Genomic DNA, 25,691 nt, shown 5'->3' with positions numbered 1-25,691 from the left:
CGTGAAAGCTTCATCGACGAGACATGTTCCTGTTTCTTCGGCGCGTCAGACGCTCCGGTGAAACAGGAGGGAACATGCGTCAGTCACTCGACCTCTCGGGCATTCGCAAGGGCTTCGGGCCCTTGCAGGTTCTCAAGGACATCGATCTGTCGGTGCAGCAGGGAGAATTCCTGTCGCTGGTCGGCATGTCCGGCTGCGGCAAGTCCACCCTTCTGCGCATCATCGCCGGGTTGGAGATGCCGGATGCGGGCGCGGTGCGGATCGGCGGGCGGGATGTGACGGCGGCCGATCCGTCGGATCGCGACCTTGCGATGGTGTTCCAGTCCTACGCGCTCTATCCCCATATGACGGTACGGCAGAACATCGCAACGCCCCTGCGGATGCGCCGCTTGCCCTTCTCGGGGCGGCTGCCGCTGATCGGGCGGCTCGCTGCGCCCCGCGCGGTTCTGGACGAGATCGCGGCCGAGGTGGCGACGGCGGCGGATACCTTGCAGATCACCCATCTTCTGGACCGCAAACCCGCGCAGCTTTCGGGCGGGCAGCGGCAGCGCGTGGCGCTGGCGCGCGCGCTGGTGCGCCAGCCCGCCGCGTTCCTGATGGACGAGCCGCTCTCGAACCTCGATGCCAAGCTGCGCGCGCATATGCGCGACGAATTGGTCGCGCTGCACCGCCGCCTCGGGGCGACCTTCGTCTACGTCACCCACGATCAGATGGAGGCGATGACCATGTCCGACCGCATCGCCCTGATGATCGACGGGCGGATCGAACAGCTCGGCACGCCCGAGGATCTCTATCGCCGCCCGGCCACGCTGGCGGTGGCGCGGTTCATCGGCTCCCCCACGATCAACCTTCTGGCCGCCGAGGTGATGCCCACGGGCGCAGTTCATGTCCATGGCAGCGCCACCGGCCTGATCGCATCCCCCGGTCCCGCCACGCTGGGCATCCGGCCCGAAGGCGTCCGCATCGTCGCCCGCGGCATGCCCGCGCGCATCCTGCGCGAAGAGACGCATGGCCCCGACCGCTACCTGACCTGCCTGCTTTCGAACGGCGACGGCGATCAACTGACGCTGCGCCAGCCCGCGGGCGAGGCGACGGGCGCGGATGCGGAGGGCCGTCTGCATCTGGCGATCGACGGCGCGCAGGCGCATCTGTTCGGCCCGGACGGCGCCCGGCGCGCGCTGCGCACCGCCGAGCAGGTGGCCGCATGACGGCCGCGCTCGCGCTCCCCGCCCGGCGCCCGGCGCGCACCCGCACCGCCGTGAAGGGGCTGGCCTTCGCCGCCCCGGCGATCCTGCTTCTGGTGGCCATCTATGCCGTGCCGATGATCGTCCTGACGGGATTTTCGGTGACGGACTACCGTCTGGGCGCGCTGGACTGGCATTTCATCGGCCTGCGGAACTTTGCGGATGCGGCCAGCGATCCGGTCTTCGTCCGGGCGCTGGTGAACACGCTCGTCTATGCCGCGATCGTCATTCCCGCCGGCGTGTTCCTCGCCCTTGGCGTGGCGCTTCTGGTGCATGGCCGCCGCCGCTCGCGCGCCTTTTGGGAGACGGCCTATTTCCTGCCGGTGACGGCGACGCTGGTTGCGATGGCGACGGTCTGGCAGTTCCTGCTGCACCCGACATTGGGGCCGGTGAACGCGCTGATCACGTGGCTCGGCTTTGCGCCGGTGTCCTTTCTGGGCAATCCGGCGCTGCTGATCCCGACCATGGCGCTGATCGGCGTCTGGCAGGTGCTCGGCTTCAACATGGTGCTGTTCCTTGCGGGCCTGACGGCGATCCCGAAGGACCTGCACGAGGCGGCGCGGATCGACGGCGCGCGCCATCCGATCGACCGGTTCCTGACCGTCACATGGCCGATGCTGGGGCCGACGACGATGTTCGTGATCGTCACCACCTCCATCAGCGCGTTCAAGGTGTTCGAGACGGTGGCCGTGCTGACCAAGGGCCGATCCGGCTCGGAAACCCTGCTCTACAGCCTGTATCTGGAGGGGTTCGAATACGCCAATACCGGATACGCCGCGGCGCTGACGCTGATCTTCCTCGGCATCGTGCTGATCCTGTCCGTCGGGCAGACGGTGCGGATGGAACGAAAGGTGCATTACTGATGCGGCGCTTTTTCCCCCATGCGGTGCTTGGCCTCGGGGCGGCGATCATGCTGCTGCCGTTCTACTGGATGGTGCTGACCTCCCTGCGCGCCCCGTCCGAGATCTTCGACATCTCCCTCTGGCCGATCCCCAAGGCATTCCACGGCGATGCGAACTACCATCAGGCGGCCACCTCGGTGCCGATGGCGCGCTTCATGCTGAACGGGGTGATCGTCTGCGCCGGGATCCTGATCGTGCAGGTGCTGACCGCCGTGCCCGCCGCCTATGCGCTGGCCAAGCTGCGCTTTCCGGGGCGCAGGCTGCTGATGATGCTGGTGATCGGTGCGCTTTGCGTGCCGATGCAGGCGCTGGCGCTGCCGCTTTTCGTCGGACTGGCGAAGGCGGGCCTTCTGAACACCTATTTCGCGCAGATGGTGCCGTTCTTCCTGTCGGTCTTTGCCATCTTCCTGTTCCACCAGTCCTTCCGTTCCTATCCCGACGAGATCATCGAGGCCGCCCGCATGGACGGCTTCACCGAGATGGAGATCTGCTGGCGGCTGGTGCTGCGCGGCTCGCTTCCCTCGCTCGCGGCCTTTGCCGTGTTCTCGGTGGTGGCGCATTGGAACGATCTCTACTGGCCCATGATCGTGGTCAGCGACACCGCACTCGCCCCGCCGCCGCTCGGGATGCTCTTCTTCTCGGATGCGGAAACGGGCGCGAATTACGGCGCGCTGATGGCCGGGGCCACCCTCATCACCGCCCCGATGCTGGTCTGCTTCCTGCTTGCACGGCGCAGCTTCATCGCGGGCATCACCATGACCGGGGTCAAATGAGGCCCCGCCCTTCACGGAGAGACGATATGACCATGACACGTCGCTTTGCCCTTGGCGCGCTTGCGCTCGGCCTGTCGTTGCCGGGCATCGCGCTGGCGCAGGATGTCACGCTGAACGTGCTCTACAACCTGCCGGGGTTCACCAAATTCCACCAGCCGCTGGCGGATGCCTTCATGAAGGACAATCCCGGGGTCACGATCAACTTCCTCGCCCCCGCCGCCGGGTATAACGAAGGCCAGCAGCAGGTGCTGCGCGCCGCGGTCACGGGCGATCTGCCGGATGTGTATTTTTCGGGCTACAACCTGACGGCGGAACTGGTGCACACGCTGGCGCCGCGCGGACAGATCGCCGATCTCGGCCCCTTCATCGAGGCCGAGGGCGGGCAGGAATTCCTCGATGCGAACTTCACGAGCAACATGGTCGCGCTGGGCAATGTGGATGGGCAGCAATACGGCCTGCCGGTGAACGCCTCCTCGCCGATCATGTTCGTGAACGCCGATCTGGTGCGTTCGGCGGGCGGCGATCCGCAGAACATGCCGACGACCTTCCCCGAACTGATCGAGCTGGCCGCAAAGATCCATGACGCCAATCCGGGCGTCGCGGGGATGGCCTACGACATCTCCGGCTGGCCGGACGACTGGCTGTGGCAGGCGATGATCACGCAGCAGGGCGGTCGTCTGGTCGATGCCGAAACGGGACGCGTCGGCTTCGACAACGAGATCGGCCTGAACGCCCTGCGCCTGATCCGCCAGATCGCGGTGGAAACGGGCGCGCCGATGATGGACTGGGATCAGGCGCGCCAGCAGTTCGGCGCGGGCATGACCGGCTTCATGTTCACCACCCCCGCCCATGTGCAGACGATCGAGGGCCTCGTCGGCGACCGGTTCGAACTGACGACCGCGACCTTCCCCCTGCAGGATAAGGTGAATGGCGGCGTGCCGACGGGCGGCAATTCGGCGGTGATGCTGACCCAAGACCCGGCCAAGCAGCAGGCGGCGTGGAACTACATCAAGTGGATCACCGGCCCCGAGGCGCAGAACGTCATCGTGCGCATCACCGGCTATCTGCCGACGAACATCCGCGCCACGGGCGAAGACTACCTCGCCCCCTATTACGCCGAGCATCCGAATGTCGCGACCGCCGCCGCGCAGGTGGACCGCTCGCTGCCGTGGGCTGGGTATCCGGGCGGCGATTCCGTCCGCATCTGGCGCACGCAGCGCGACATCATCGGCACGGTGATGCGCGGCGAGACCACCCCCGAGGACGGGCTGGCGCAGATCGTCGAGGCGACGAACGGCCTGATGAACTGACCCGGCCGCACGGCCGGACCGGTGCGGGGGCCAGCCCCCCGCATCCCCATTTTCGGAGACGGACATGAAGATCATCCAGCTGACCGACACCCATCTGATGCCGCCGGGGCACCCCGCTTACGGCGTCGATCCCGAAGCGCAGTTGCGCGCGGCGATGGCGGACATCCTCGCCGATCACGCCGATGCCGATCTTCTGGTGATCACGGGGGATCTCAGCGATCGCGGCGATCCCGAGGCCTATGCCTTGCTGCGGGACATCCTTGCGCCGCTGCCGTGCCCGGTGCGCCTGATGCTGGGCAATCACGATCACCGCCCGGCCTTCCTCGAGGCGTTCCCCGATCATCCGCGGGACGAGGGCGGCTATGTGCAGTCGGTGCTCGATACGCGCTGGGGGCGGCTTTTGTTCCTGGACACGCACGAGGCCGGGGTGATCGGCGGCATCTATGGGCCGGACCGCTTGGCATGGCTCGATGCGGCGCTGGCGGGGGCGGGGGATCGGCCGGTCACGGTCTTTCTGCACCATCCCCCCGTATCCGACGGCATCCGCCATTTCCGCGACATCGGCCTGCATGACGATGGCGCGGTGCTTCGGCGGCTTGCGGCGCATCCGGGCGGGGTGCGGCACATCGTCTTCGGCCATATCCACACGCCGCTGACCGGCACCACGGCCGAGGGCATCGCCTTCAGTTCGGGCCAGTCCTGCACCCATAGGTTCATCACGAACATCGATCTGCCCGATCCTTGGTGGACGGGGGGCAATCCCTGCTACCGGATCCTGACGCTAGACGATGGGGGCTTTCGCGCCTATGGCGTCGAGGTGGGGCAGGTGCCGACGGGCCGGTCGGAGCCCTGCGCCGGCCCCTGACGCCAAGGCCGATCCCGTGCCTTTGTCTTGACGCGGGCCTCTGCCCGCGCGACTTAGCGGCAGCAGCTTGCGCGCGATGCCGCAGGTCTTTCGGAGGCAGAGATGAACACCACACGGGAATTCGGCCTTTATGCGCTTCTCGGCGCCCTGATCGCGGGGGTCTTCGCCGTCGATCTGATGGTGCCGCTCGGGATTGCCATCTGGGTCATCTATCTGCTGCCGGTGGTGCTGGCCTATCTGGCGCCGCGCCCGGTGGTGCCGCCGCTGACGGCGGTCGTGGTCTTCGTCACGATGGTGATCGGCCTTTTGAACGCCCGCGCCGGCATCGATCCGACGCTGGCCGCGACGAACCGGGCGATGGCCATCGTCGTCATCCTGCTCTTGGGTCTGTCGGGCTTCACCTTCGTGCGCAACCGCATCGCGCTGCGCCAGCAAAGCTGGCTTCAGCAGGGCGATATGGAGGTGAGTCGCGCCTCCGAAGGGGAGGTGGACCTTGCCGTCATGGCCGATAACGTGCTGGCCGCGCTGGCGGACCGGCTGGGCGCACGGGCGGCGATCTTCTATGTCCGCGACGGCGGAGAGTTTCGTCAGGTCGCCGGGCGCGGCCTGCCGCCGGGGGAAACCCCGCGCGCCTTCCGCAGCGGCGAAAGCCATCTGTGGGATGCGGTGGAAAAACGCACCGTCCTGACGCTGGACCGCCTTCCGGGCGAGGCGCTGGCCTTCGGCTCGGGCCTCGTGCGCGGGCGGACGGCGCAATCGGTGATCGCCCCGCTCTATGACGACCGGCGGATCAACGGGGTGGTGGAGTTCGGCTTCGACACCCCCGTGCGCCCCGAGGGGAAGCTTCTTCTGGAACGCGTCGGCGCGGCCATCGGCATCGCCGTCCGGTCGGCCAACGACCGCACGCGCCTGCGCGCCCTGCTGGAAGAGACGCGCCATCAGGCCGAGGAATTGAAGGCCCATGGCGAGGAACTGGCCGCCTCCAACGAGGAACTAGCCGAGCAGACCCGCGCCCTTCAGGACAGCCAGAGCCGCCTCGAGCATCAGCAGGCCGAGCTGGAGGAGCAGAACGCCCTCTTGGAGACCCAGACGCAGGAACTGGAGGTGCAGCGCGACGCGCTGGCCCGCAGCCAGAGCCTGATGGAGCAGCAGGCCCAGCGTCTGGCCACCGAAAGCCGCTACAAATCCGAATTCGTCGCGAATATGAGCCATGAGCTGCGCACGCCGCTGAACGCGCTGCTGATCATGGCCCGCCTTCTGGCCGAGAATCGCGGCGCCACCCTGACCGAAGAGCAGGTGGGCTGGGCCGAGACGATCGAAAGCTCGGGCCGCGATCTGCTGGCGCTGATCAACGACATCCTCGATCTGGCCAAGATCGAGGCCGGCAAGCTGGATGTCACCCCCGAGATCGTCCGCCCCGAGGATGTGGCCCGCAAGCTGGAACGGTCCTTCGCCCCGCAGGCGCAGGGCAAGGGGCTGACCTTCCGCGTGGAGGTTCCGACCAACATCCCCGACCTTCAGACCGACCCCGCCCGGTTGGAGCAGGTGCTGCGCAACTTCCTCTCCAACGCCATCAAGTTCACCGAGCGCGGCAGCGTCACCCTGTCGGCCCATCGCGATGGGGATGGCGTCGCCTTCGCCGTGCGCGACACCGGCATCGGCATCGCCCGCGAGGATCAGGAGGCCGTGTTCGAGGCCTTCCGGCAGGCGGACGGCACCATCGCGCGGCGCTTCGGCGGCACCGGCCTTGGCCTCTCGATCAGCCGCGAATTGACGGAGCTGCTCAAGGGCCGCGTCTCGCTTCAGAGCGATCTGGGCAAGGGCACGACCTTCACGCTGCATCTGCCGGCGCGCCTTGGCGATGCGGCCCCCCGCCCGGCGCTGCCCGCCGCCGCCCCGCCGCCGCCCGCGCCGATCCCCGCCGCCGCCCCGCCCGCCGCCGATGTGTCCGATGACCGCGAGGTGCTGGACGGCGACAAGCGCCTGATCCTCGTGGTGGAGGACGATCCCGCCTTTGCGCGCATCCTGATCGATCTGGCGCATGAGCTGGGCTTCCAATGCCTCGTCACCGGCACCGCCGAGGACGGCGTTCTGGCCGCCCGCCAATACATGCCGAGCGCGATCGTCCTCGACGTGGGCCTGCCCGATCATTCGGGTCTGTCGGTTCTCGACCGGTTGAAGCGCGACATCCGCACGCGGCACATCCCGGTGCACATGGTCTCGGGCGATGATTACACCCGCGAAGCGCTGGCGCAGGGCGCGCGCAGCTACATGCTGAAGCCGGTGAAGCGCGAGGCGCTGGCGCAGGCGCTGCATTCCATCGAAACGCGGCTGGATCAGCGGATGCGCCGGGTCCTGATCGTGGAGGACGATCCCGCGCAGCTGGAGGGGCTGAAGGCCCTTCTGGGCAACAAGGACGTGGAGACGGTGGGCGCCGCCACCGCCGCCGAGGCGCGCGAGCGCATGGCCGGCGGCACCTTCGACTGCATGGTGCTGGACATGACGCTGCCGGACGCCTCCGGGTTCGACCTTTTGGAGGCGCTGGATTCCGACGAAGAGGCGGCCTTCCCGCCGGTCATCGTCTACACCGCCCGCGCGCTGAGCGAGGCCGAGGAACTGCGCCTGCGCCGCTATTCCAAATCCATCATCATCAAGGGCGCGAAATCGCCCGAGCGGCTGATCGACGAGGTGACGCTGTTCCTGCATCAGGTGGTGACCGACCTGCCGGAGCGGCAGCAGCAGCTTCTGGCGGCCTCGCTCAACCGCGATGCGATGTTGGAGGGCAAGCGCATCCTCGTGGTGGAGGATGACATCCGCAACGTCTACGCCCTGACCGCCGTCTTCGAACCGCACGGCGCCGAGGTGAAGATCGCCCGCAACGGGCGCGAGGCGCTGGAGGCGCTGGGCCGCGTCGCCGACAGCGGCGCGCCGGGGGTGGATCTCGTGCTGATGGACGTGATGATGCCCGAGATGGACGGCCTGACCGCCACGCGCGAGATCCGGGCGCAGGAACGCTGGAAGAACCTGCCCATCATCATGCTGACCGCCAAGGCCATGGCCGACGATCAGGAACAGTGCCTTGCCGCCGGGGCGAACGACTATCTGCCCAAGCCCCTCGACGTGGACCGCCTCCTGTCGCTGACGCGCGTCTGGATGCGCCGATGAGGGAGAGCGTCGGAAGCCGCCCGGTCGAGGAGATCGAACTCGACCTGTTCCTCGAGGCGTTGCACCAGCGCTGGCATTACGATTTCCGCGCCTATTCGCGCGGATCGCTGATGCGGCGCGCCGATCTGGCGCGCGAACGGCTGCATTGCGCCACCCTGTCGGAGGTGCAGGCCAAGGTGCTGCACCAGCCCGAGCTTCTGCCCGAGGTCATCGATTGCATGACGGTGCAGGTGTCGGAGATGTTCCGCGATCCGGCCTATTTCGCCGCGATCCGCACCCGCGTCATCCCGCATCTGCGCACCTTCCCTTCGCTGAAGGTGTGGGTGGCGGGCTGCTCGGAGGGGGAGGAGCTCTACTCCCTCGCGATCCTTTTCCGCGAGGAAGGGCTGTTCGACCGCACGATGTTCTATGCGACCGAGATCAACAGCCGTGCGCTTGCCAAGGCCGAGGCGGGGATCTATCCTCTCGATCGCATGGCGCTTTTCACGGAAAATCATCAGAAATCCGGCGCGCGCAGATCGCTGTCCGATCATTACACCGCCGCATATGGCGCGGCCGCCATGGATCGCGGCCTGCGCTCTCGCATGGTCTTTGCTGAACACAGCCTTGCCACCGATCAGGTCTTTTCTGAGATGCATCTCATCTCCTGCCGCAACGTGCTGATCTATTTCGACGGCAACCTTCAGGACCGGGCGACGGGGCTGTTCCGCGATGCGCTGGTGCGCGGCGGCTTCCTCGGCCTCGGCGCGCATGAGACGATGCGTTTTTCCGGGCATGCGGGCGCGTTCACGGCCTTTGCGGAACCCGAGCGCATCTGGCGCCGCAACTCGGAGGCGGCGCATGGCTGATCCTGTCCATTTCCTTATGGTCGACGACCTCGATCACAACCTGTCTGCGCTGGAGGCGCTGCTGCGGCGCGACGGGCTGGTGTTGCACCGCGCGCGTTCGGGGGCCGAGGCGCTGGAGGCGATGCTGCATACCGATTTCGCGCTGGCGCTGCTGGATGTGCAGATGCCGGGCATGGACGGCTATGAACTGGCCGAGCTGATGCGCGGGATCGAGCGGACGCGCAAGATCCCCATCATCTTCCTGACCGCCGCCGCCTTGGACGAACGCCGCCGCTTCCGCGGCTACGAGGCGGGGGCGGTGGATTACATCACCAAGCCGATCGACCCGATGATCCTGCAATCCAAGGCGCAGGTCTTCTACGAGATCGGCCGTCAGGCACAGGAACTGGCCCGCCAGCGCGACGAGATGCGGGCCGTGTCGCAGAACCTGACGGCGGCACTGGCGCGGCTGAACGCCCATGCCGACAATTCGCCGCTGGCCATCGTCGAACTCGACGCCGATCTGGTGATCCGCCAATGGTCCAAGGGGGCGGAGCGGATGTTCGGCTGGCCTGCAGCGCAGGTGCTGGGCCGAAGCGTCGCCGCATCGGGCTGGCTCGACGAGGCGACCTCGGCCGAGGTTGCGGATTGGCTGCACCTTGCGAGCTGCCCCAATGACGGGCAGCGCGGGGCGCTTGCGATCCGGGCGGCGACGGTGGCCGGGGGCGAGGTCGATTGCGAATGCTATGGCTCCGTCGTGCCGGCGGGCCATGGCGCGCCGCGCACGATCAACCTGCAGATCCTCGATGTGACCGAACGGCGCCGCGCCGAGGAGACGCGGTCGATCCTGATCGGCGAATTGAACCACCGGGTGAAGAACATGCTGGCCAATGTGCAGGCCATCGCCCGGCAGACGGCCCGCCATGCCCGCGATCCCGATCATTTCGCCAAGACCTTCGGCGGGCGGCTTCAGGCGCTGGCCCGCGCCCATTCCATCCTGACGGCGGAAACGTGGTCCGGCGCGGATCTGCGCGAGCTTCTGGCCGAGCAGATGAGCGTCGGCGCCTTGAGCGAGGACCGCGTGCAGCTGTCCGGCCCCGATCTGCGCCTGTCGCCCAGCAGCGCGCTGCGCATGGCGCTGACGCTGCATGAGTTGACGACGAATGCCGTGAAATACGGCGCGCTTTCGGGCACCGAGGGGCATGTCGCCCTGAGTTGGGAGGCCAAGGGCGACGTTCTGTCCTTCACATGGCGCGAAGAAGGCGGCCCCCCCGTCGTCGAGCCGGACCGCAAGGGGTTCGGATCGACCCTGATCATGGCCAGCGACGGCGGCGAGGCCAAGGTGGACTGGCGCCCCGAGGGGGTGGTCTGGACGCTGCAACTGCCGCTGGACGGCGCGAACGAGGACGAGGACGGGTAGGCGCAGCCTTCAGCCCCGTTTAAGGTTGGTGGGCCAAGGACGGGGCGCATCAACGAACGAGGCCGATCCATGACCCTGACCCGCCGATCCCTTTTCCTGACCGCCCTTGCCGCGCCCGCGCTGATGGCGGCGCCGCTTCGCGCACAGGTGGCGGGGCCGCGCGCCAACATCTCCAGCTTTCAGATGCAGGATTGGCGCGACCATTTCGACAGCATCGGCAAGGGGGCGATTCTGGCCGACCTCACCTCGCGGGCGCTGCATTACTGGGGCGCGGATGGGACGTACCGGCTCTATCCCAGTTCGATCCCGCTGACCGAGGCGCTGACGCGGCGCGGCCATACGGAGATCGTGCGCAAGCGGACCGATCCCGACTGGCGCCCGACCGCCGATATGCTGCGCCGCGATCCGTCGCTGCCGCGCTATGTGCCGCCGGGGCCGGAATGTCCGCTCGGCACGCGGGCGATGTATCTGTCATGGCCGGCCTATATCATCCACGGCACCCATGACACGCGCAAGATCGGGCGGCCCTCGTCCTCGGGCTGCGTGGGCCTTTACAACGAGCATGTGGAGGAGCTTTACGAGATGGCGCCCGTCGGCACACAGGTGCTGCTTCTCTGAGGGGATCCATGCGGATACTGATCGTCGAGGATGATCCCGTGCTTCAGGACGGGCTGGGCGTGGGGCTGAGCCTTGCCGGATTTTCGTCCGAGGTCGTGGAAAACCTTGCCGATGCCCGCGCCGCGCTGGCGGTGGGGGGCTTCGACGGGATCGTTCTGGATGTGATGCTGCCGGATGGGTCGGGCCTCGATCTGTTGGCCGAATGGCGGGCGGCGGACATGGCGCTGCCGGTGCTGGTGCTGACGGCGCGCGATCAGGTGGGGGAGCGGATCGCCGGGCTGGACGGGGGCGCGGACGATTATCTCGGCAAGCCCTTCGATCTGGAGGAACTGGCCGCCCGGCTGCGCGCCATCCTGCGCCGGGCCGAGGGGCGCGCCGCACCCGCGCTGTCGTGGAACGGGCTGGTGTTGGACCCGGCGCGCATGACCGGCACTTTGGATGGGCGGCCCGTCGGATTTTCGCACCGCGAATTCGGCATCCTGCATGCGCTGATGGAACGCCCGGGCGCCATCCTGTCGCGCGCGGCCTTGGAGGAGCGCCTCTATGGCTGGCAGGAGGATGTGGAGAGCAACACCGTCGAGGTGCATATCCACAAGCTGCGCGCCAAGCTGGGCGCGGCCTTCATTCAGACGGTGCGCGGCGCCGGGTATCGGCTGGCCGGGCCATGATCTCGCTTCGGCTGCGGATGTTCGTGATCCTGCTGGCGGCGACCTGCGCGGTCTGGGCCTCGGCCTTCGCGTGGATCCATCATTCCACTGCTGCGAAGGTGGACCGGGTGCTGGATGCGCGCCTTGCCGAGGCGGCGCGCATGGTCTCCTCGCTCATGTCGGACCGGCGGATCGACGTGGATGCCGCGATCGCGCTGGCCGCGCCCGCCCCGGCGGGGGAGGATTATTTCCGCCAACTGTCCTGTCAGGTGTGGCGGCTGGATGGCGCGCGCGTCGCCGGATCGACCTTTGCGCCCGAAGCCAAGCTGGCGCAGCAGGACGGGTTCGGCACCAACACCGTGGACGGCATCGCCTGGCGGGTCTTTGCAGTCACGAATGTCGAACGGGGCGTGCGGGTGATGATCGGCGACAGCCTCGCCATGCGCGAGCGTCTGATCGGCGATGTGACGCGCGGGCTGATCCTGCCGTCGCTGGCCGTGCTGCCGGTGCTGGCGGGGCTGATCTGGTGGGGGCTGAGCGGTGGCCTGCGCCCGCTGCGCCGCTTGGCCGGGGATCTGTCGGTGCGCGACGCCGAAGAGCTTCGCCCGCTGGACCGCCGCCTGCCGACCGAGCTTGCGCCCATCCAGTCGGCCATGAACGATCTCTTCGCCCGCGTCGAAGCCGCGCGCGAGCGCGAGCGCAGCTTCACCGCCTTTGCCGCGCATGAGTTGAAGACGCCGCTGGCCGGGCTGAAGACGCAGGCGCAGATCGCGGCGCGCGGCGATGCCGGTCAGCGCGCCCGCGCCCTGACGCAGATCGAGGCGAGCGTGGCGCGCACCGACCGCCTCGTCCGCCAGCTTCTGGATATGGCGGCGGTGGATGCGCGCCCGGGGGGCGAGGATCGGGTGCCCATCTCGGTGATCCTGCGCGACTGTGTGCAGATGACCGAGGCGCTGGCCCGTGGCCGGGATGTGACGGTAAGGGTGCGCATCGACGGGGACATGCCGCAGGACCGGCTGCTTCTGGGCGCGGCGCTGCGCAACGTGCTGGAGAACGCGATCCATGCCTCGCCCGCCGGGGGGGTGGTGCAGATCCGCGCCGGTGCGGGCCGCATCGAGGTGACGGATGCCGGCCCAGGCATCCCCGCCGAGGACCGTGCCCGCATCACCGAACGCTTCTTCCGGGGGCGGCGACCGACCTATGGCGGTAGCGGCCTCGGCCTTGCGATCGCGCGGGCGGCGATGGTGAAGCTGGGCGGCGATATCGACCTGCATCCGGCCGAAGGCGGCGGAGAGGTCGCGGTGCTTCGGCTGTCTTGATGGCGAAGCCCCCTCCCGCGCAGGGCGGGAAGGGGCGGCGGGCTCAGTTGCCCGAAAGCTCGCGGCGGACGATCTCCGCACCCGCGCCGAGGGCCTGCAACTTGCCGCGCGCAACGCTGCGCGACAGCGGGGCCATGCCGCAGTTGGTGCAGGGGTGCAGCTTGTCGGCATCCACGAATTGCAGCGCCTTGCGCAGCGTGTCGGCCACCTGCTCGGGCGTCTCCACGGTGTTGCTGGCCACGTCGATGGCCCCGACCATGACCTTCTTGCCGCGGATCAGTTCGATCAGATCCATCGGCACATGCGAGTTCTGACATTCGAGCGAGATCATATCGACCGCCGATTCGCGCAGCTTGGGGAAGATCTTTTCGTACTGGCGCCATTCATGGCCCAGCGTGGCCTTCCAGTCGGTGTTCGCCTTGATCCCGTAGCCATAGCAGATATGGACCGCCGTCTGGCAGTTCAGACCTTCGAGCGCGCGTTCCAGCGTGGCGATGCCCCAGTCGTTCACCTCGTCGAAGAAGACGTTGAAGGCGGGTTCGTCGAACTGGATGATGTCGACGCCTGCGGCCTCCAGCTCCTTCGCCTCTTGGTTCAGGATGGTGGCAAATTCCCAAGCCAGCTTTTCGCGGCTTTTGTAATGGGCGTCGTGCAGAGTGTCGATCATCGTCATCGGGCCGGGCAGGGCCCATTTGATCGGACGCGTGGTTTGCGAGCGCAGGAATTTCGCATCCTCGACGAAGACGGGCTTCTCACGCGCGACCGCGCCCACCACGGACGGAACGCTCGCGTCATAGCGGTCGCGGATGCGCACCGTTTCGCGCTTTTCGAAATCGACGCCGCTCAGATGCTCGATGAAGGTGGTGACGAAATGCTGACGCGTCTGCTCGCCGTCGCTGACGATGTCGATCCCGGCAAGGCACTGTTCGGCCAGCGTGACGCGCAGAGCGTCATGCTTGCCCTCGATCAGTTCTTCGCCCTCCAGTTTCCACGGGGACCAGAGTTTCTCGGGCTGGGCGAGCCAAGACGGTTTGGGAAGGCTGCCGGCGGTCGAGGTGGGAAGAAGCTTGTTCATGAAGCGGACCTGCGTGCTTTCGTTCAGTTGGAATACCGGGCCGACCATTCGTCCAGAATGGCGCGGTGCGGCGTGATGAAGTGGTCTTGGGCGAATTTGCCCTGCGTGGTGGCCAGACGGCTGCGCTCCTCGCGGTCATAGACGATGCGGGTGAGGGAGTGATCCTCGTTGCGCAGGCTGGGCCGGAAGGCGGCGGAGGCCGCGGAATTGGCGTTGTAGATCTCGGGGCGGTAGATCTTCTGGAACGTCTCCATCGTGCTGATGGTCGCGATCAGTTCCATGTCGGTGTAATCGGCCAGAAGATCGCCGAAGAAGAAGAAGGCCAGCGGCGCCTTGCCGTTCGGCGGCATGAAGTAGCGCACCTGAAGGCCCATCTTGCTGAAGTAGTGTTCGGTCAGCGAGGTGTCGCTCGGGGTGTATTCCGCGCCCAGAACCGGGTGGCGGTTCGCCGTGCGGTGATAGGTCTTGTTGTCCGACACGCTGAGGCAGATCACCGGGCGCTTGGCGAAGCGGCTGGTATAGGCGTCCGAGGCGATGAAGGATTTAAAGAGTTTGCCGTGCAGATCGCCGAAATCCTCGGGGATGCCGAAGGACTCGCGCCCCTTGTTGTAATCGGGCAGGCGCACGCTGAAATCGTAATCGCGCACATAGGAGGAGAAGTTGTTCCCCGTGATGCCGTCCGTGCGTGTGCCCGCCTTGCGATCGACGATCGTGGTCTTCAGGATCTCGATCGCGGGGAAGGCGTCGCCCTTGCCCTCGATGTCCAACTCGACCGAGACGATGTCCAGCTCTACCCCGTAGCGGTCCGCGTCGGGGTTGTCCCAGCAAGCCAGCTCGTTGCAGCGGTTGTCGATCATCCGCAGCGCACGGCGCAGGTTCTCGCGGCGGCTTTCGCCGCGGGCGAGGTTGGCGAAGTTCGTGGTGATCCGCGTTCCGTCGAGGGGGTGATACTCCTCGTCGAAGGGGATGCTCTTGATCGAGAAGGTGAAATCTTTGGTCATCGTGATCCGTGTCCTTGGCTCCAGAGACGGAGCCAGAGGCCATCTCCCGTAATCTTCGTGCACTGTCCGGGGGCGGGCCGGGGCCGATGCACGACCTCGGCCGCCTCCGGGCTTCGTTGGCCGTATGCCAAAGGGCGGCCATGAATGGAAATGAAAATAACTTCTCAATCGATGATGGCCACTCATGATTGGCTTCCATCGTCATGCACCGATGGCGAAAGCGCGCTCCGATACCCCTTGCATGAGCGGTCCTTCTCAGTTTTTAGATTGTCCGATGAGTGCCCCCTTTCGTGCCAAATATTCGGGCATGGGGGCGGGCGTCCGATGGGGCAGGGGCAGCGCATGGTATCTTCCGGCAGGGAAACATTCGTCGAGGTCGGCGCGCGGCTGCGGGCCTACCGCCTTGGGCGCGCGCTCTCGCCCGAGGAATTGGCGTCCCGGCTCGGCATCTCGCGCGCGGCGCTCTACCGCGCCGAAAAGGGGGAGATCGCCAAGATCGAGATGCTGACCGCCATCTCGGACGAATTGCACGTCTCGCTCCCCTCGCTGCTGGGGGTCGGCATCGAATATGTGGACAACGCCGTCAGCTTCTTCGAGCGGATGCGCCAGATCGAAGAGGATGCCGACCAGATCATCGGCCTCTTCAGCCCCATCTCCTATCTGCTGACGACGGACGGCTACGATCATGTCCTGACCGATGTCCTGCACGAAGGCGGCGCCTCCGGGCAGCCCGAGGATGTGGCGCAGATCCTGTCGATCCTATTGGCGCGCAAGGCTCGTTTCGCCAAACGTCGCCCGCTTCTGGCCTCCATCATCTCGGATGCGGATATCGAGCAGTTCTTGCGCGAGGGGCTGGTGGGGCGCATGGGCCTTTCGCCCGAACTGCGCGATGCGCGTCGGCGGATGGCCCTTGCCGAGGCGCGGAATATCTCCGCCTTGCTGCGCGATCCGGGGATCGGGATTCAGGTCGGCGTCGCGTGCGAGCCGATCCCGTCCACCTCGTTTCAGATCGTGCGGCGGGGCGCGGATTCGACGCTGACGATCAGCCCGTTCCGCCTTGGCTCGAACCCTAACATCCGCATCGGCGTCGGCATGATCACCTCCGCCCCCGAGGCGCTGGAGCTGCATGAGGGAATCGCCGAGCGGCTTTGGGCGACCTCGCTGAAGGGGCGCGATGCGGCCGATCATGTGGACGAGTTGATCGCGCGCCACGGCATCCAGCTTTCATAAACCGCCTGATTTTTCATCAAGCACCCGCCTGGGGGATCGGAAAATACTCCATCGTCTCAATTTAGAGACATTGCGTGTTGACGCGGCGTAACCTCCGGCAGAGGCTGACCCCACAGAACATGACAAAGACCATGGGGAGTGTTTCATGCTCAGGACGTCGATCCTTTCATCCGCCTTGGCCATGCTCGGCCTTGGTGTCGCCATGCCCGCCGCGGCGCAGGACTACCTCGCCAAGATCGGGCATCTGGAAAGCACCCAGCAGAGCCGCCACATCGCCCTCGAGAAGGTGGCCGAAGAGGTGAAAGAGCGCACCGACGGGCATGTGACCTTCCAGATCTTCCCGCAGGGGCAGCTTGGCGGTCAGCGCGAGATGAACGAGGGCGTGCAGCTTGGCACGATCGAAGGCACGGTCGCGCCGGCCGCGTTCCTGGGCGGGTTCAATCCGCTCGTCTCGATCCTCGACATTCCCTACTTGCTGCCGGAGGATGCCGAAAAGGCCGAGGCGCTGCGCGAAGGCCCCTTCGGGCAGCAGCTTCTGGACAGCTTCTCCGATCGGGGCATGGTGGCGATCGGCCTCTGGCCGAACGGGCGCAAGCAGTTCACCTCCAACAAGCCAATCGGCGACATCGCCGATTTCGCGGGCCAGAAGTTCCGCGTCATGGACAGCGCGATCCTGATCGAGCAGTTCAACGCCCTTGGCGCATCGGCCATCGCGCTGCCCTTCGGCGAGCTTTACACCTCGCTTCAGACCGGCGTCGTGGACGGCGAGGAGAACCCGCTCGACACGATCCTGTCGATGAAATTCTACGAGGTGCAGGACCATCTGCTCGTCTCCGACCATGGCGCGATGGAGGATGTGATCCTGTTCAACCCGGCATGGTGGAACAGCCTGCCGGCAGAGTATCAGGAAATCATCACCGACAGCTTCCGCGAGGCCGTGCCCGAGCTGACCGCCCATAAGGCCGCCGCCGTCGAGGCCGCGCTGGAGGAGATCAAGGCCAGCGGCACCGATGTCCACATCGCCGATGCCGACGAACGCGCCGCCCTGCGCGCCGAGATGTTCGAGCCTGCGGTGGAGACCTACCTCGCCAAGACCGGCGATGCCGGCAAGGCGCTGATGGACACCTACGCCGCCGAGATGACGGAGCTGCAATAAGCGCCGCCGAACCGCCATGGGGCCCGCCGGTGCGCTGGCGGGCCCTGCCTTTTCGTTTCAAGGACAGCCCGATGAAAGCCCTCGCCCTGCTGCGGATGATCGAGAGGACGCTCCTCGTCGCCCTCTTTCTGATGATGGTCCTGCTCTATACCGGCTCCGTCGTCACGCGGGAGATCGGCGGCACCTTCGCCAGCAACTTCGCTTGGATCGAAGAGGCCGTGCGCATGATGAACCTCTTTCTCGTCTTCCTCGCCCTCGGCCTTGCGCTGGAACGGGGCAAGCATGTCGGGATCACCAATCTGCGCGGCAAGCTGCCCCCGGCGGTGCAGGGCGCGGTGCTGAAGCTGGTGGATGCCGTGGGCCTTGCCTTCAGCCTCTATGTCGCGTGGCTGTCCTTCGGGCTGGTGCAGTTCGTCGGGCGGATGGGGCAGACCTCGCCCACGCTCGGGGTGCCGATGTACATCGTCTATCTCGCGCCGCTGCTAGGCTTTCTGCTGCTGGGGCTGCGCTACGGCCTCAGCCTCTTCGGCGTGATCGACCGCCATGCGGATGCCGAAGGGGAGGCCGCCTGATGCTGCTGATCGCGATCCTTCTTCTGGCCGTGGCCCTGCTCTTTGCGGGCTTCGAGATGCTGCTGGTTCTGGGCGTGCCCGCGCTGGCCTACAAACAGGGATTCTGGGCGCAGCTTCCCGATGCCGCCGTCGTTCAGAAGATCGTGGGCGGGGTCGATCATTCGACGCTCTTGGCCATTCCCTTCTTCATCTTCGCGGCGAACCTGATGGGCTCGGGGCAGATCGCGCGCCAGCTTCTCAGCGTCGTCACGGCGCTGGTGGGGCATGCCAAGGGGGGCATCGGGCATGTCGTCGTCGGCGGCTCCATGGCCTTCGGCTCGGTCTCCGGCTCGGCGCCCGCGACGGTGGCCGCGATGGGCCGCATGGTCTATCCCGAGATGCGCAAGGCGGGCTATTCCGAGAAATTCAGCTTGGGCCTTCTGGTCGCTTCGGCCGAAACGGCGCTGCTGATCCCGCCCTCCATCACGCTGATCGTCTATGGCTGGATCACCGGCACCTCGATCGCCAAGCTGTTCGCGGGCGGGCTTGCGGTGGGTCTGGTCTTGGGGCTGGCGCTGGCGGTCTTCGTGCGCATTCAGGCGGGGCGCGACGGCGTGGCGACGACGCCGCGCATGCCGTGGGCCGACCGGATGCGCGCCATCTGGGCCGCGAAATGGGCGCTCGGCATGCCCATCATCATTCTGGGCGGCATCTATTCCGGCGTCATCACCCCGACCGAGGCCGCCGCCGTCAGCGTCGTCTATGCCATTCTGGTGGAGATGGTCGTGCTGCGCACCCTCGATTGGTCCGGCCTTGCCCGCATCACCGAGGCGAGCGCCATCAACACCGCCATCATCTTCGTCCTGCTGGCGATGGGCGGGCTGATCAGCTTCTTCGTCACGCTGGCGCAGGTGCCGAGCAGCATCATCGACCTGCTGCACGCGGTCGATGCGGGCTGGATCACCTTCCTGATCGTGGTGAACATCTGCTTCTTCATCGCGGGGATGTTCGTCGATCCGAACTCCACCGTGCTGGTGCTGGTGCCGCCGCTCTATCCGGTGGCGATGGCCTTCGGCATCGACCCGGTGCATTTCGGCATGATCGTCACGCTGAACGTCTGTCTTGGCATGATCACACCGCCCTTCGGGCTGGATATCTTCGTAGCGTCCTCCACGCTGAACAAGCCGGTGAACGAGATCATCCGCGGTGTCTGGCCCTTCGTGCTGCTGAACCTGATCGTGCTGTTGCTGATCACCTACATCCCCCAGATCTCGCTGTTCGTGCCGCGGCTGATCTACGGCTGAGAAGGATCCCCCCGTGACCTTATCCCCATCCGTCCTGTCCGTTCCCATGCCCGCCGGCCTTCGGGCCCGCTGCGCCGAGGCGCGCGCCATCGTGCGCGCCAACACCCCGGTGAACGGCGAATACCGCCTTCTGACGCTGGATGCGCCCGCCGAGGTGCTGGATTGCCATCCCGGCCAGTTCTTTCAGCTTCTGTGCCCCGAACCCGAGGGCGAGCATCCCTATCTGCGCCGCCCCATGAGCATCTATGGCTACGACGCCGAGGCCGGGCGTCTTCAGTTCCTCTACAAGGTGGCCGGGGCGGGCACGCGGGGCCTTGCGACGCTGGTGCCGGGCGATGCGCTGAACGTGTTGGGGCCGCTGGGGCAGGGCTTCACCATGGAGGAAGGCTGGCGGAACCTGATGCTGGTCGCGCGCGGCGTCGGCCTTGCGACGCTGGCGCCGCTGGCCCGGATGGCGCAGCAGGAGGGCCGCCGCCTGACCGCCGTCTGCTCGGCCCGCCGGGCCGATCTGGCGATGTCGGTCGATCTGTTCCGCAGCTTCGGCGCCGAGGTGATCGTGGTGCATGACGAAGACGGCTCCTCCTCCCCCGAGGCGCTGGAGGCGCTGATCCGCGCCCGCATCGCCGCGGGCGGCGTCGATGCGTTCTACACCTGCGGCTCGTCCCGGTTGCTGCGCCTGCTTCAGACGCTGGGCGCCGAATACGGCATCCCCGGCGAGGTCGCGATGGAGCAGCAGATGGCCTGCGGGATCGGCATGTGTCAGGCCTGCGTGCGCCCCTTCCGCGAAGGCGACCGCCGCGTGCAGCGCCGCGTCTGCCGCGAAGGCCCCGTATTCCCCATGGCAGAGGCGATCCTGTGATGAAGGACATTCGTTCCAAGGCCGATCTCGGCGTGACCATCGGCGGTCTGCGCCTCGCCAATCCGATCATGCCCGCCTCCGGCACCTTTTCCGAGGATCTGTCGGATGTCTTCGATCTCGACGTGCTGGGCGCGCATGTGCTCAAGACGATCATGCATGAAAAGCGCGGCGGCAATCCGGTGCCGCGCGTTTGCGACCTGCCGGGGGGGATGCTGAACGCGATCGGCATTCCGTCCAAGGGGATCGACGATTTCCGGGACAGGATGCTGCCGTGGTGGGAGCGGTATGCCGCGCCGCTGGTCGTCTCCATCTCGGCCCATTCGGTGGATGCCTTCGCGCGCCTTGCCGCCGAGGTCAGCCTGCCCGGTGTCGCCGCGATCGAGGCGAACATCTCCTGCCCCAATATCGAGGCGAACGGCAATGCCTTCGCCATGCGCCCCGACACCACCGAAACGGTGATGCGCCGCCTGCGCGCGGCCACGGACCTGCCGCTCTGGGCCAAGCTGACCCCGAACACCGGAGAGCCGGTGGAGGTCGCGTTGGCGGCGGAATCGGCGGGGGCGGATGCGCTGGTCGTGGCCAACACGGCGCTTGGCATGTCCATCGACATCGCGGCCCGGCGTCCGCGTCTGGGCAATGTCATGGGCGGGATGTCCGGCCCGGCGATCAAGCCCATCGCCCTGCGGATGACCTATCAATGCGCCGGGGCCTGCCGCATCCCCGTCATCGGCTGCGGCGGCATCGCCACGCTTCAGGACGTGCTGGAGTTCATGATCGCCGGGGCGCGCGCGGTGCAGGTCGGCACCGCCACCTTCCGCTCGCCCACCGTGATGGCCCGCCTCGTAGCGGAGTTGCAGGACTGGGCGGATGCCGAGGGCGTGGCCTCGATCGAGGAGGTCATCGGCACCGTGATCCGGCCCGAGGGGGCGGGGGCATGAGGGATCTGCACAGCGAGGAGGCCGCCCTTGCCGCCCTTGCGGCCGAGGTCTTCGATGGCATTCGCGCCCTGTCCCCCGACGCGCGGGGCGTCAGCCGCCCCGCCTTTTCGGCGGTGGAGACGGCGACGCTTCATTGGTTGGCGGAGTTCGCCCGCCGCAACGGGCTGCATGTTTCGCAGGATGCGGGGCGCAACCTCGTCTTTTGCCTGCCGCAGGATGCCGATGCCGAACGCTGGGTGCTGATCGGCAGCCATGTGGACAGCGTGCCGATGGGCGGCAATTACGACGGGCTGGCCGGGGTCGTGGCCGGGCTGATCGTGCTGATCCGCGCCGCGCGGACGGGCGCGCGTTTTTGCCGCCCGGTCAAGTGCCTTGCCATGCGCGGCGAAGAGAGCGCGTGGTTCGGGGCCTGCTATCTCGGCTCCAAGATGCTGACGGGATTGCTGCCGCCGGCGGAACTTGCGGCGACGCACAAGGGCGATGCGCGCCCGCTTTCGGCGCATCTGGGCGATCTGGGGATCGACACCGCGCCCCTGTCGGAAGGCCGCCCGATCACCGATCTGTCGCGGATCGAGGCCTATCTGGAACTGCATATCGAACAGGGGCCGCTTCTGGTGGAACGCGGCCTGCCTGCGGCGGTCGTGTCGGGCATCCGGGGCAATTTCCGCCACCGCGAGGTGCGCTGCATCGGGCAGGCGGGCCATTCGGGCGCCGTGCCGCGGGCCTATCGCCACGATCCGGTGCTGGCCTTCGCCGAACTGATGCACCGGCTGGACGACACATGGGACCACCTGCTGCGCACGGGGCGCGATCTGGTGCTGACATCGGGCATTGTCGGCACGGACCCTGCGGGCCATGCGATCTCGCGCATTCCCGACAGCCTCGGCTTCTCGCTCGACATCCGCTCGCAGGAGGTGGAGGTGCTGGACCGGATGCGCGCCTATCTGCGCGCGCAGATGGACGACATCGCCCGCAGCCGCGGCGTGCGTTTCGAAACCGGCCCCGAGGTGGCGGTCGCCCCCGCGCTGATGGACCCGGCGATCACGCGCGGGCTGGAGGCGGCGATGCGGGCGCGGTTCGGCGATGCCTTCACCATGGCCTCGGGCGGGGGGCATGACGCGGCGATCTTCGCGCAGGCGGGCATTCCTTCCGGCATGGTCTTCGTGCGCAACCGCAACGGCAGCCACAACCCGGACGAGGCGATGGAGCTGGAGGATTTCATGGTGGGCACGGCCGTGCTTTCCGCCTATCTGGAGGGGAATTCATGAGCGGAGCCCTTCCCATGCCGCTGACGGCCGAAACCCGGCGCGACATCGCAAGCCGCACCGCGCGCCTGCTTTTGCAGATCGGCGCGGTGGATATCGCGGGCGATCGCCCCTTCATCCTGTCCTCGGGCGTGGCCAGTCCCGTCTACATCAACGTGCGGCGCGTCATCTCGCATCCCGCCATCCGCGAAAAGCTGATGCATTTCGCGGCCGAGATCCTCGATGCCGAGATCGGCCGCGACCGGATCGACGCCATCGCCGGGGCCGAGACGGCGGGCATTCCCTTCGCCGCCTTCCTTGCGATGCGGACCGGCCTGCCGATGCAATATGTCCGCAAGCGGGCGCAGGGCTTCGGCCCCGGCGCCATGATCGAAGGGGACAGCCATCCCGGCCAGCGCGTGCTGCTGGTGGAGGATCTGACCACCGACGGCGCCTCGAAGATCCGTTTCTGCGAGGCGATGCGCGCCGCAGGGGTCGAGGTGTCGGATGTGCTGATGCTGTTCCAATACGACATCTTTCCCGAATCGCGCGCGGCGCTTCGGGCGCATGGGCTGCGGCTGCATGCGCTGGCGACATGGGCCGACATCCTGCGTGTCGCCCGCACCGATGCCACCTTCGACCCCTGCCGACTGGACCGGATCGAGGCGTTCCTGAACGCCCCGCTTCTGTGGTCGGCGGCCCATGGCGGTGCCAGCCGCCTGACCTTCTGAGAGGACACGATCATGTTCACGACCATTCTCGACATCCTGCAGGACAAGGGCCGGGGCATTCACGCCTATGCGGCCGTCGCCCGGACCGCGATGAAGATGGCGGCCCTGCATCCCGAACAGGCGGCGGGCTTCTACGTCCTTGCGACCACGGCCGAAACCTTCGTCGATCTGCACGAACGGATGCCCGTCTCCAGTCAGGAACTGGCGCAGGCCTTCGCCGCGTTCACGGACGATGTGACCGCCCTGCAAGAGGCCTATGAGGGCGGCGATCCGGCGACGATCCTCGCGGCGCTGAACCGCATCGCCGCCGCCCGCGCCAAGGGCGAAGCCTGAGCGCGGTTCACTGGATCTCGTTGATATAGACATCCTGCGCCGTATTGGCGCGGTGGCAGTTCAGCAGCAGCGGGCGCGCCTGTTCGTCATAGGCGATCTCGCTGATCACCAGCACGGCGGCGGGGGGCGCAAGGTCCAGCAGGCGGCAATCCTCGGGGGTGGCGACTTCGGCGCTGATCTCTTCGCGGATGGCGGCGATCTTCTGGCCCCAGACCTCCCACAGCGCGGAATAGAGGCGTTCGGGAATGGCCTCGGGCGCAAGGTCGATCCCCGGCACCAGCCCGGCGGCGATGACCAGCGTTTCATGCATGACGCGGCGGCCCTTCACGATGCGCAGGCGGTGGATCTCGATCACCGCGCCCCCAACCTCGATCGCGAGTTTGGTCGCTTCGGCGGGCGTGGCGGGGCGGCCCACCGCGTGCAGCACCTTCGTCAGGGAGTTCTGAAGCGTGCCGTCGCGCCCGTGCAGGCGGAAATACTGGAAATAGAATCGCAGGTTCTGCCGCGGCGGGCGTCCGGTCACCACGGTCCCCGTCTTGCGGCGGCGGGCCAGAAGCCCTTCGGAGGTCAGCTCGCTCAGTGCGCGGCGCATCGTGCCGACCGACACGCGCCATTCGGCCGCCAGCGCGGTTTCGGATGGCAGGACGGTGCCGGTGGGCCATTCCCCGGAACTGATTTTCTCGGCGATTGATTTCGCGAGTGACTGATATATAGGCATTCCTGAAGATAAATTGTGCAAGTTTCGTGTGCCTTTATCCGCTGCGCCCGCATCCCCTCTTGTCGCCGCACCGAAGGGTTGACGCAAGGCGGTGTGGTGGGTTCTTTTCTATATAGTTTAGAGAAGAGCAGTCGAGTGCCCACCTCCACCGTGACAGATCCGGCCATCGCAGCGGCCCTTGCCGCCATCGCGGACGATGCCGACACCATGGTGGCCGAGCTGGGGCGGATGGTGGCGGTCGACACCACCTTTCCGCCGGGGCGCGGCTACGGGGCGTTCGCGTCCCTCGTGGAGCCGATGCTGCACGAGGCGGGCCTTGCGGCGCAGCGCGTGACGGTGCCCGAGGATCTGTGGCGCGTCCCCCGCGGCCCCGCTGCGGGCGAGCGTGTGAATGTCGTCGCGGAGTGCGTGGACGCCGATCCGGGTCTGCCGCGGTGCAGCCTCTATTTCCATGTCGATACCGTCTGCGCCGCCCCCGGCTGGCAGCGCGATCCCTTTCGCCTGACCGAAGAGGGGGGGCGTCTTTACGGCCTCGGCACCGCCGATATGAAGGGGGCGATCGCGGCGGCGCTGGCCGCCCTGCGCGCCGCGCGCCGCTCTGGGGTGCGTCTGGCCTATGCGCCGCAGCTTCTGCTCTGCACCGACGAGGAGGGGGGCCTCTATCCCGGCATCCGCTATCTGGGGGAGACGGGGCATGTCGCGGGGCATCTGCTGAACTTCAACGGCTCGGCCGAGGCGCGGATCTGGGGTGGCTGCTTCGGCAGTTTCAACCTGCTGGTCACGGTCACCGGGTTTGCGGCCCATGCCGCCGATGCGGGCCGGTCGGGGCGCCCCGGCGTCAACGCGATCGAGGCGGCGCTGCCGATGATGCAGGCGGTGCAGGACCTGCGCCCCGCCATCGCCGCGCGCATCTCGGCGCTGCCGGTGCGGGCGGGGCAGGCGCCTTTGGCGGCGCAGATCGCCATCACCACCGCCGCGGGCGGCACCTGCGGCGGGCAGGTGCCCGACCGCTTCGCCTTCCAAGTCTCGCGCCGCTATGCCCCCGAAGAGGATTTCGCCGCCGCCCGCGCCGAGATCGAGGCCGCTTTGACCGCCGCCGCCCCGGCGGGCGCCGAGGTCGCGGTGGATCTGGTGGGCCATCTGATCCCCACGGCCGATCCCGAAGGGCCGCACAGCCCGCGCTGGAACCGCGCCCGCGCCGAGGGCTTCGGCTATCGCATCGAGGATTTCGCCAAATGGGGCGCGGCCAGCGGCTCCGACTCGGGCTATCTTCAGCGCGCGGGCATCCTGCGCGAAGTGCAGCTTGGCGGTCTGATCCGCCCCACCTCCAACGCCCATGGCGCCGAAGAGCATACGACGCGCGATGACCTCGTGGCGCTGGCCCGCAGCATCCTGTGCTACCTCGCGGCCGATTTCGAACCCGCGCTGAACCCCGATCCCATCCCGAACCGCTGACCTTCA

Annotated in this window: 24 protein-coding genes; 21 read left to right on the top strand and 3 right to left on the bottom strand. The window is 67.2% G+C overall.

Going from position 1 to position 25,691, the window contains the following annotated elements; genetic code table 11:
- Positions 1-74 precede the first annotated feature (74 nt).
- The 11 genes from GR316_RS08080 (at position 75) to GR316_RS08030 (ending at position 13,090) form a co-directional block, all read left to right on the top strand.
- Entirely contained in the window at positions 75-1,208 is a 1,134-nt protein-coding gene (locus GR316_RS08080; protein WP_211783445.1) for an ABC transporter ATP-binding protein, read from the top strand.
- Entirely contained in the window at positions 1,205-2,107 is a 903-nt protein-coding gene (locus tag GR316_RS08075) for a carbohydrate ABC transporter permease (protein WP_211783444.1), read from the top strand. Before GR316_RS08080 ends, GR316_RS08075 begins: the two co-directional genes overlap by 4 nt.
- The gene (locus tag GR316_RS08070; RefSeq protein ID WP_211783443.1) at positions 2,107-2,919 is read left to right on the top strand and encodes a carbohydrate ABC transporter permease; all 813 of its coding nucleotides are present in this window, start codon (positions 2,107-2,109) and stop codon (positions 2,917-2,919) included. The genes GR316_RS08075 and GR316_RS08070 overlap by 1 nt, the downstream gene beginning before the upstream one ends.
- A 26-nt stretch (positions 2,920-2,945) precedes the next feature.
- A complete protein-coding gene (locus GR316_RS08065) occupies positions 2,946-4,229 on the top strand; it encodes an ABC transporter substrate-binding protein (protein ID WP_211783442.1) in 1,284 nt (427 codons plus the stop codon).
- 64 nt (positions 4,230-4,293) lie between these two features.
- Complete coding sequence (locus GR316_RS08060) at positions 4,294-5,094, top strand: phosphodiesterase (RefSeq protein WP_211783441.1); 801 nt, start codon at positions 4,294-4,296, stop codon at positions 5,092-5,094.
- A gap of 102 nt (positions 5,095-5,196) precedes the next feature.
- Entirely contained in the window at positions 5,197-8,259 is a 3,063-nt protein-coding gene (locus GR316_RS08055; RefSeq protein WP_211783440.1) for a response regulator, read from the top strand.
- Positions 8,256-9,107 carry a CheR family methyltransferase gene (locus tag GR316_RS08050; protein ID WP_211783439.1) on the top strand — a complete coding sequence of 284 codons (852 nt, stop codon included), beginning with the start codon at positions 8,256-8,258 and terminating at the stop codon, positions 9,105-9,107. The genes GR316_RS08055 and GR316_RS08050 overlap by 4 nt, the downstream gene beginning before the upstream one ends.
- Positions 9,100-10,506 (top strand): sensor histidine kinase, encoded by a 1,407-nt coding sequence (locus tag GR316_RS08045; protein WP_211783438.1) that lies wholly within the window; start codon positions 9,100-9,102, stop codon positions 10,504-10,506. The genes GR316_RS08050 and GR316_RS08045 overlap by 8 nt, the downstream gene beginning before the upstream one ends.
- 69 nt (positions 10,507-10,575) lie before the next feature.
- The gene (locus GR316_RS08040) at positions 10,576-11,124 is read left to right on the top strand and encodes a L,D-transpeptidase (protein ID WP_211783437.1); all 549 of its coding nucleotides are present in this window, start codon (positions 10,576-10,578) and stop codon (positions 11,122-11,124) included.
- Between the two features lie 8 nt (positions 11,125-11,132).
- The gene (locus GR316_RS08035) at positions 11,133-11,792 is read left to right on the top strand and encodes a winged helix-turn-helix domain-containing protein (protein ID WP_211783436.1); all 660 of its coding nucleotides are present in this window, start codon (positions 11,133-11,135) and stop codon (positions 11,790-11,792) included.
- Positions 11,789-13,090: an ATP-binding protein gene (locus GR316_RS08030; RefSeq protein ID WP_211783435.1), complete on the top strand. Its 1,302-nt coding sequence runs from the start codon at positions 11,789-11,791 to the stop codon at positions 13,088-13,090. The genes GR316_RS08035 and GR316_RS08030 overlap by 4 nt, the downstream gene beginning before the upstream one ends.
- 43 nt (positions 13,091-13,133) lie before the next feature.
- Here GR316_RS08030 and GR316_RS08025 read toward each other — a convergent pair whose 3' ends face one another.
- Positions 13,134-14,165: a methionine synthase gene (locus tag GR316_RS08025; protein ID WP_211783434.1), complete on the bottom strand. Its 1,032-nt coding sequence runs from the start codon at positions 14,163-14,165 to the stop codon at positions 13,134-13,136.
- 23 nt (positions 14,166-14,188) lie between these two features.
- Positions 14,189-15,166, bottom strand: a complete 978-nt coding sequence (locus GR316_RS08020) for a putative oxygenase MesX (RefSeq protein WP_211783433.1) — start codon at positions 15,164-15,166, stop codon at positions 14,189-14,191.
- 342 nt (positions 15,167-15,508) lie between these two features.
- Between GR316_RS08020 and GR316_RS08015 the strand changes: the two genes are divergently transcribed.
- The 9 genes from GR316_RS08015 (at position 15,509) to GR316_RS07975 (ending at position 23,512) form a co-directional block, all read left to right on the top strand.
- Entirely contained in the window at positions 15,509-16,396 is an 888-nt protein-coding gene (locus GR316_RS08015; RefSeq protein ID WP_211783432.1) for a helix-turn-helix domain-containing protein, read from the top strand.
- 145 nt (positions 16,397-16,541) lie between these two features.
- Entirely contained in the window at positions 16,542-17,552 is a 1,011-nt protein-coding gene (locus GR316_RS08010; RefSeq protein WP_211783431.1) for a TRAP transporter substrate-binding protein, read from the top strand.
- A gap of 71 nt (positions 17,553-17,623) precedes the next feature.
- Positions 17,624-18,124, top strand: a complete 501-nt coding sequence (locus GR316_RS08005) for a TRAP transporter small permease (protein ID WP_211783430.1) — start codon at positions 17,624-17,626, stop codon at positions 18,122-18,124.
- Positions 18,124-19,407 carry a TRAP transporter large permease gene (locus GR316_RS08000; RefSeq protein WP_211783429.1) on the top strand — a complete coding sequence of 428 codons (1,284 nt, stop codon included), beginning with the start codon at positions 18,124-18,126 and terminating at the stop codon, positions 19,405-19,407. The genes GR316_RS08005 and GR316_RS08000 overlap by 1 nt, the downstream gene beginning before the upstream one ends.
- Before the next feature lie 13 nt (positions 19,408-19,420).
- Positions 19,421-20,266: a dihydroorotate dehydrogenase electron transfer subunit gene (locus GR316_RS07995; RefSeq protein WP_249218736.1), complete on the top strand. Its 846-nt coding sequence runs from the start codon at positions 19,421-19,423 to the stop codon at positions 20,264-20,266.
- A complete protein-coding gene (locus GR316_RS07990; RefSeq protein WP_211783428.1) occupies positions 20,266-21,204 on the top strand; it encodes a dihydroorotate dehydrogenase in 939 nt (312 codons plus the stop codon). Before GR316_RS07995 ends, GR316_RS07990 begins: the two co-directional genes overlap by 1 nt.
- Positions 21,201-22,472, top strand: coding sequence for a Zn-dependent hydrolase (locus GR316_RS07985; RefSeq protein ID WP_211783427.1), 1,272 nt, complete (start codon positions 21,201-21,203; stop codon positions 22,470-22,472). The genes GR316_RS07990 and GR316_RS07985 overlap by 4 nt, the downstream gene beginning before the upstream one ends.
- Complete coding sequence (locus tag GR316_RS07980) at positions 22,469-23,179, top strand: orotate phosphoribosyltransferase (RefSeq protein WP_249218735.1); 711 nt, start codon at positions 22,469-22,471, stop codon at positions 23,177-23,179. The genes GR316_RS07985 and GR316_RS07980 overlap by 4 nt, the downstream gene beginning before the upstream one ends.
- 12 nt (positions 23,180-23,191) lie before the next feature.
- On the top strand, positions 23,192-23,512 hold the full coding sequence (locus tag GR316_RS07975) for a hypothetical protein (RefSeq protein WP_211783426.1): 321 nt from the start codon (positions 23,192-23,194) through the stop codon (positions 23,510-23,512).
- A gap of 7 nt (positions 23,513-23,519) precedes the next feature.
- Here the strand turns inward: GR316_RS07975 and GR316_RS07970 are convergent, their stop codons facing one another.
- Positions 23,520-24,230: a GntR family transcriptional regulator gene (locus GR316_RS07970; protein ID WP_211783425.1), complete on the bottom strand. Its 711-nt coding sequence runs from the start codon at positions 24,228-24,230 to the stop codon at positions 23,520-23,522.
- Between the two features lie 135 nt (positions 24,231-24,365).
- Here GR316_RS07970 and GR316_RS07965 point away from each other — a divergent pair, with 135 nt between their 5' ends.
- Entirely contained in the window at positions 24,366-25,685 is a 1,320-nt protein-coding gene (locus GR316_RS07965) for a M20 family metallopeptidase (RefSeq protein ID WP_211783424.1), read from the top strand.
- The last annotated feature ends 6 nt before the right edge of the window (positions 25,686-25,691 follow it).

The sequence above is a fragment of the Falsirhodobacter algicola genome, from assembly GCF_018279165.1.
GTDB lineage: Bacteria > Pseudomonadota > Alphaproteobacteria > Rhodobacterales > Rhodobacteraceae > Falsirhodobacter > Falsirhodobacter algicola.
Note: the sequence above shows the minus strand (reverse complement) of the source record. Positions and strands in the feature narration are given on the sequence as shown.

Coding starts and splice junctions, on each gene's coding strand:
- GR316_RS08055 (WP_211783440.1), top strand. CDS start 5,197: ATGAACACCACACGGGAATTCGGCCTTTATGCGCTTCTCGGCGCCCTG.
- GR316_RS08060 (WP_211783441.1), top strand. CDS start 4,294: ATGAAGATCATCCAGCTGACCGACACCCATCTGATGCCGCCGGGGCAC.
- GR316_RS07980 (WP_249218735.1), top strand. CDS start 22,469: ATGAGCGGAGCCCTTCCCATGCCGCTGACGGCCGAAACCCGGCGCGAC.
- GR316_RS08070 (WP_211783443.1), top strand. CDS start 2,107: ATGCGGCGCTTTTTCCCCCATGCGGTGCTTGGCCTCGGGGCGGCGATC.
- GR316_RS08050 (WP_211783439.1), top strand. CDS start 8,256: ATGAGGGAGAGCGTCGGAAGCCGCCCGGTCGAGGAGATCGAACTCGAC.
- GR316_RS08015 (WP_211783432.1), top strand. CDS start 15,509: ATGGTATCTTCCGGCAGGGAAACATTCGTCGAGGTCGGCGCGCGGCTG.
- GR316_RS08000 (WP_211783429.1), top strand. CDS start 18,124: ATGCTGCTGATCGCGATCCTTCTTCTGGCCGTGGCCCTGCTCTTTGCG.
- GR316_RS08005 (WP_211783430.1), top strand. CDS start 17,624: ATGAAAGCCCTCGCCCTGCTGCGGATGATCGAGAGGACGCTCCTCGTC.
- GR316_RS08040 (WP_211783437.1), top strand. CDS start 10,576: ATGACCCTGACCCGCCGATCCCTTTTCCTGACCGCCCTTGCCGCGCCC.
- GR316_RS08080 (WP_211783445.1), top strand. CDS start 75: ATGCGTCAGTCACTCGACCTCTCGGGCATTCGCAAGGGCTTCGGGCCC.
- GR316_RS08065 (WP_211783442.1), top strand. CDS start 2,946: ATGACCATGACACGTCGCTTTGCCCTTGGCGCGCTTGCGCTCGGCCTG.
- GR316_RS07990 (WP_211783428.1), top strand. CDS start 20,266: ATGAAGGACATTCGTTCCAAGGCCGATCTCGGCGTGACCATCGGCGGT.
- GR316_RS07985 (WP_211783427.1), top strand. CDS start 21,201: ATGAGGGATCTGCACAGCGAGGAGGCCGCCCTTGCCGCCCTTGCGGCC.
- GR316_RS08020 (WP_211783433.1), bottom strand. CDS start 15,166: ATGACCAAAGATTTCACCTTCTCGATCAAGAGCATCCCCTTCGACGAG.
- GR316_RS08030 (WP_211783435.1), top strand. CDS start 11,789: ATGATCTCGCTTCGGCTGCGGATGTTCGTGATCCTGCTGGCGGCGACC.
- GR316_RS08075 (WP_211783444.1), top strand. CDS start 1,205: ATGACGGCCGCGCTCGCGCTCCCCGCCCGGCGCCCGGCGCGCACCCGC.
- GR316_RS08025 (WP_211783434.1), bottom strand. CDS start 14,165: ATGAACAAGCTTCTTCCCACCTCGACCGCCGGCAGCCTTCCCAAACCG.
- GR316_RS08035 (WP_211783436.1), top strand. CDS start 11,133: ATGCGGATACTGATCGTCGAGGATGATCCCGTGCTTCAGGACGGGCTG.
- GR316_RS08010 (WP_211783431.1), top strand. CDS start 16,542: ATGCTCAGGACGTCGATCCTTTCATCCGCCTTGGCCATGCTCGGCCTT.
- GR316_RS08045 (WP_211783438.1), top strand. CDS start 9,100: ATGGCTGATCCTGTCCATTTCCTTATGGTCGACGACCTCGATCACAAC.
- GR316_RS07975 (WP_211783426.1), top strand. CDS start 23,192: ATGTTCACGACCATTCTCGACATCCTGCAGGACAAGGGCCGGGGCATT.
- GR316_RS07970 (WP_211783425.1), bottom strand. CDS start 24,230: ATGCCTATATATCAGTCACTCGCGAAATCAATCGCCGAGAAAATCAGT.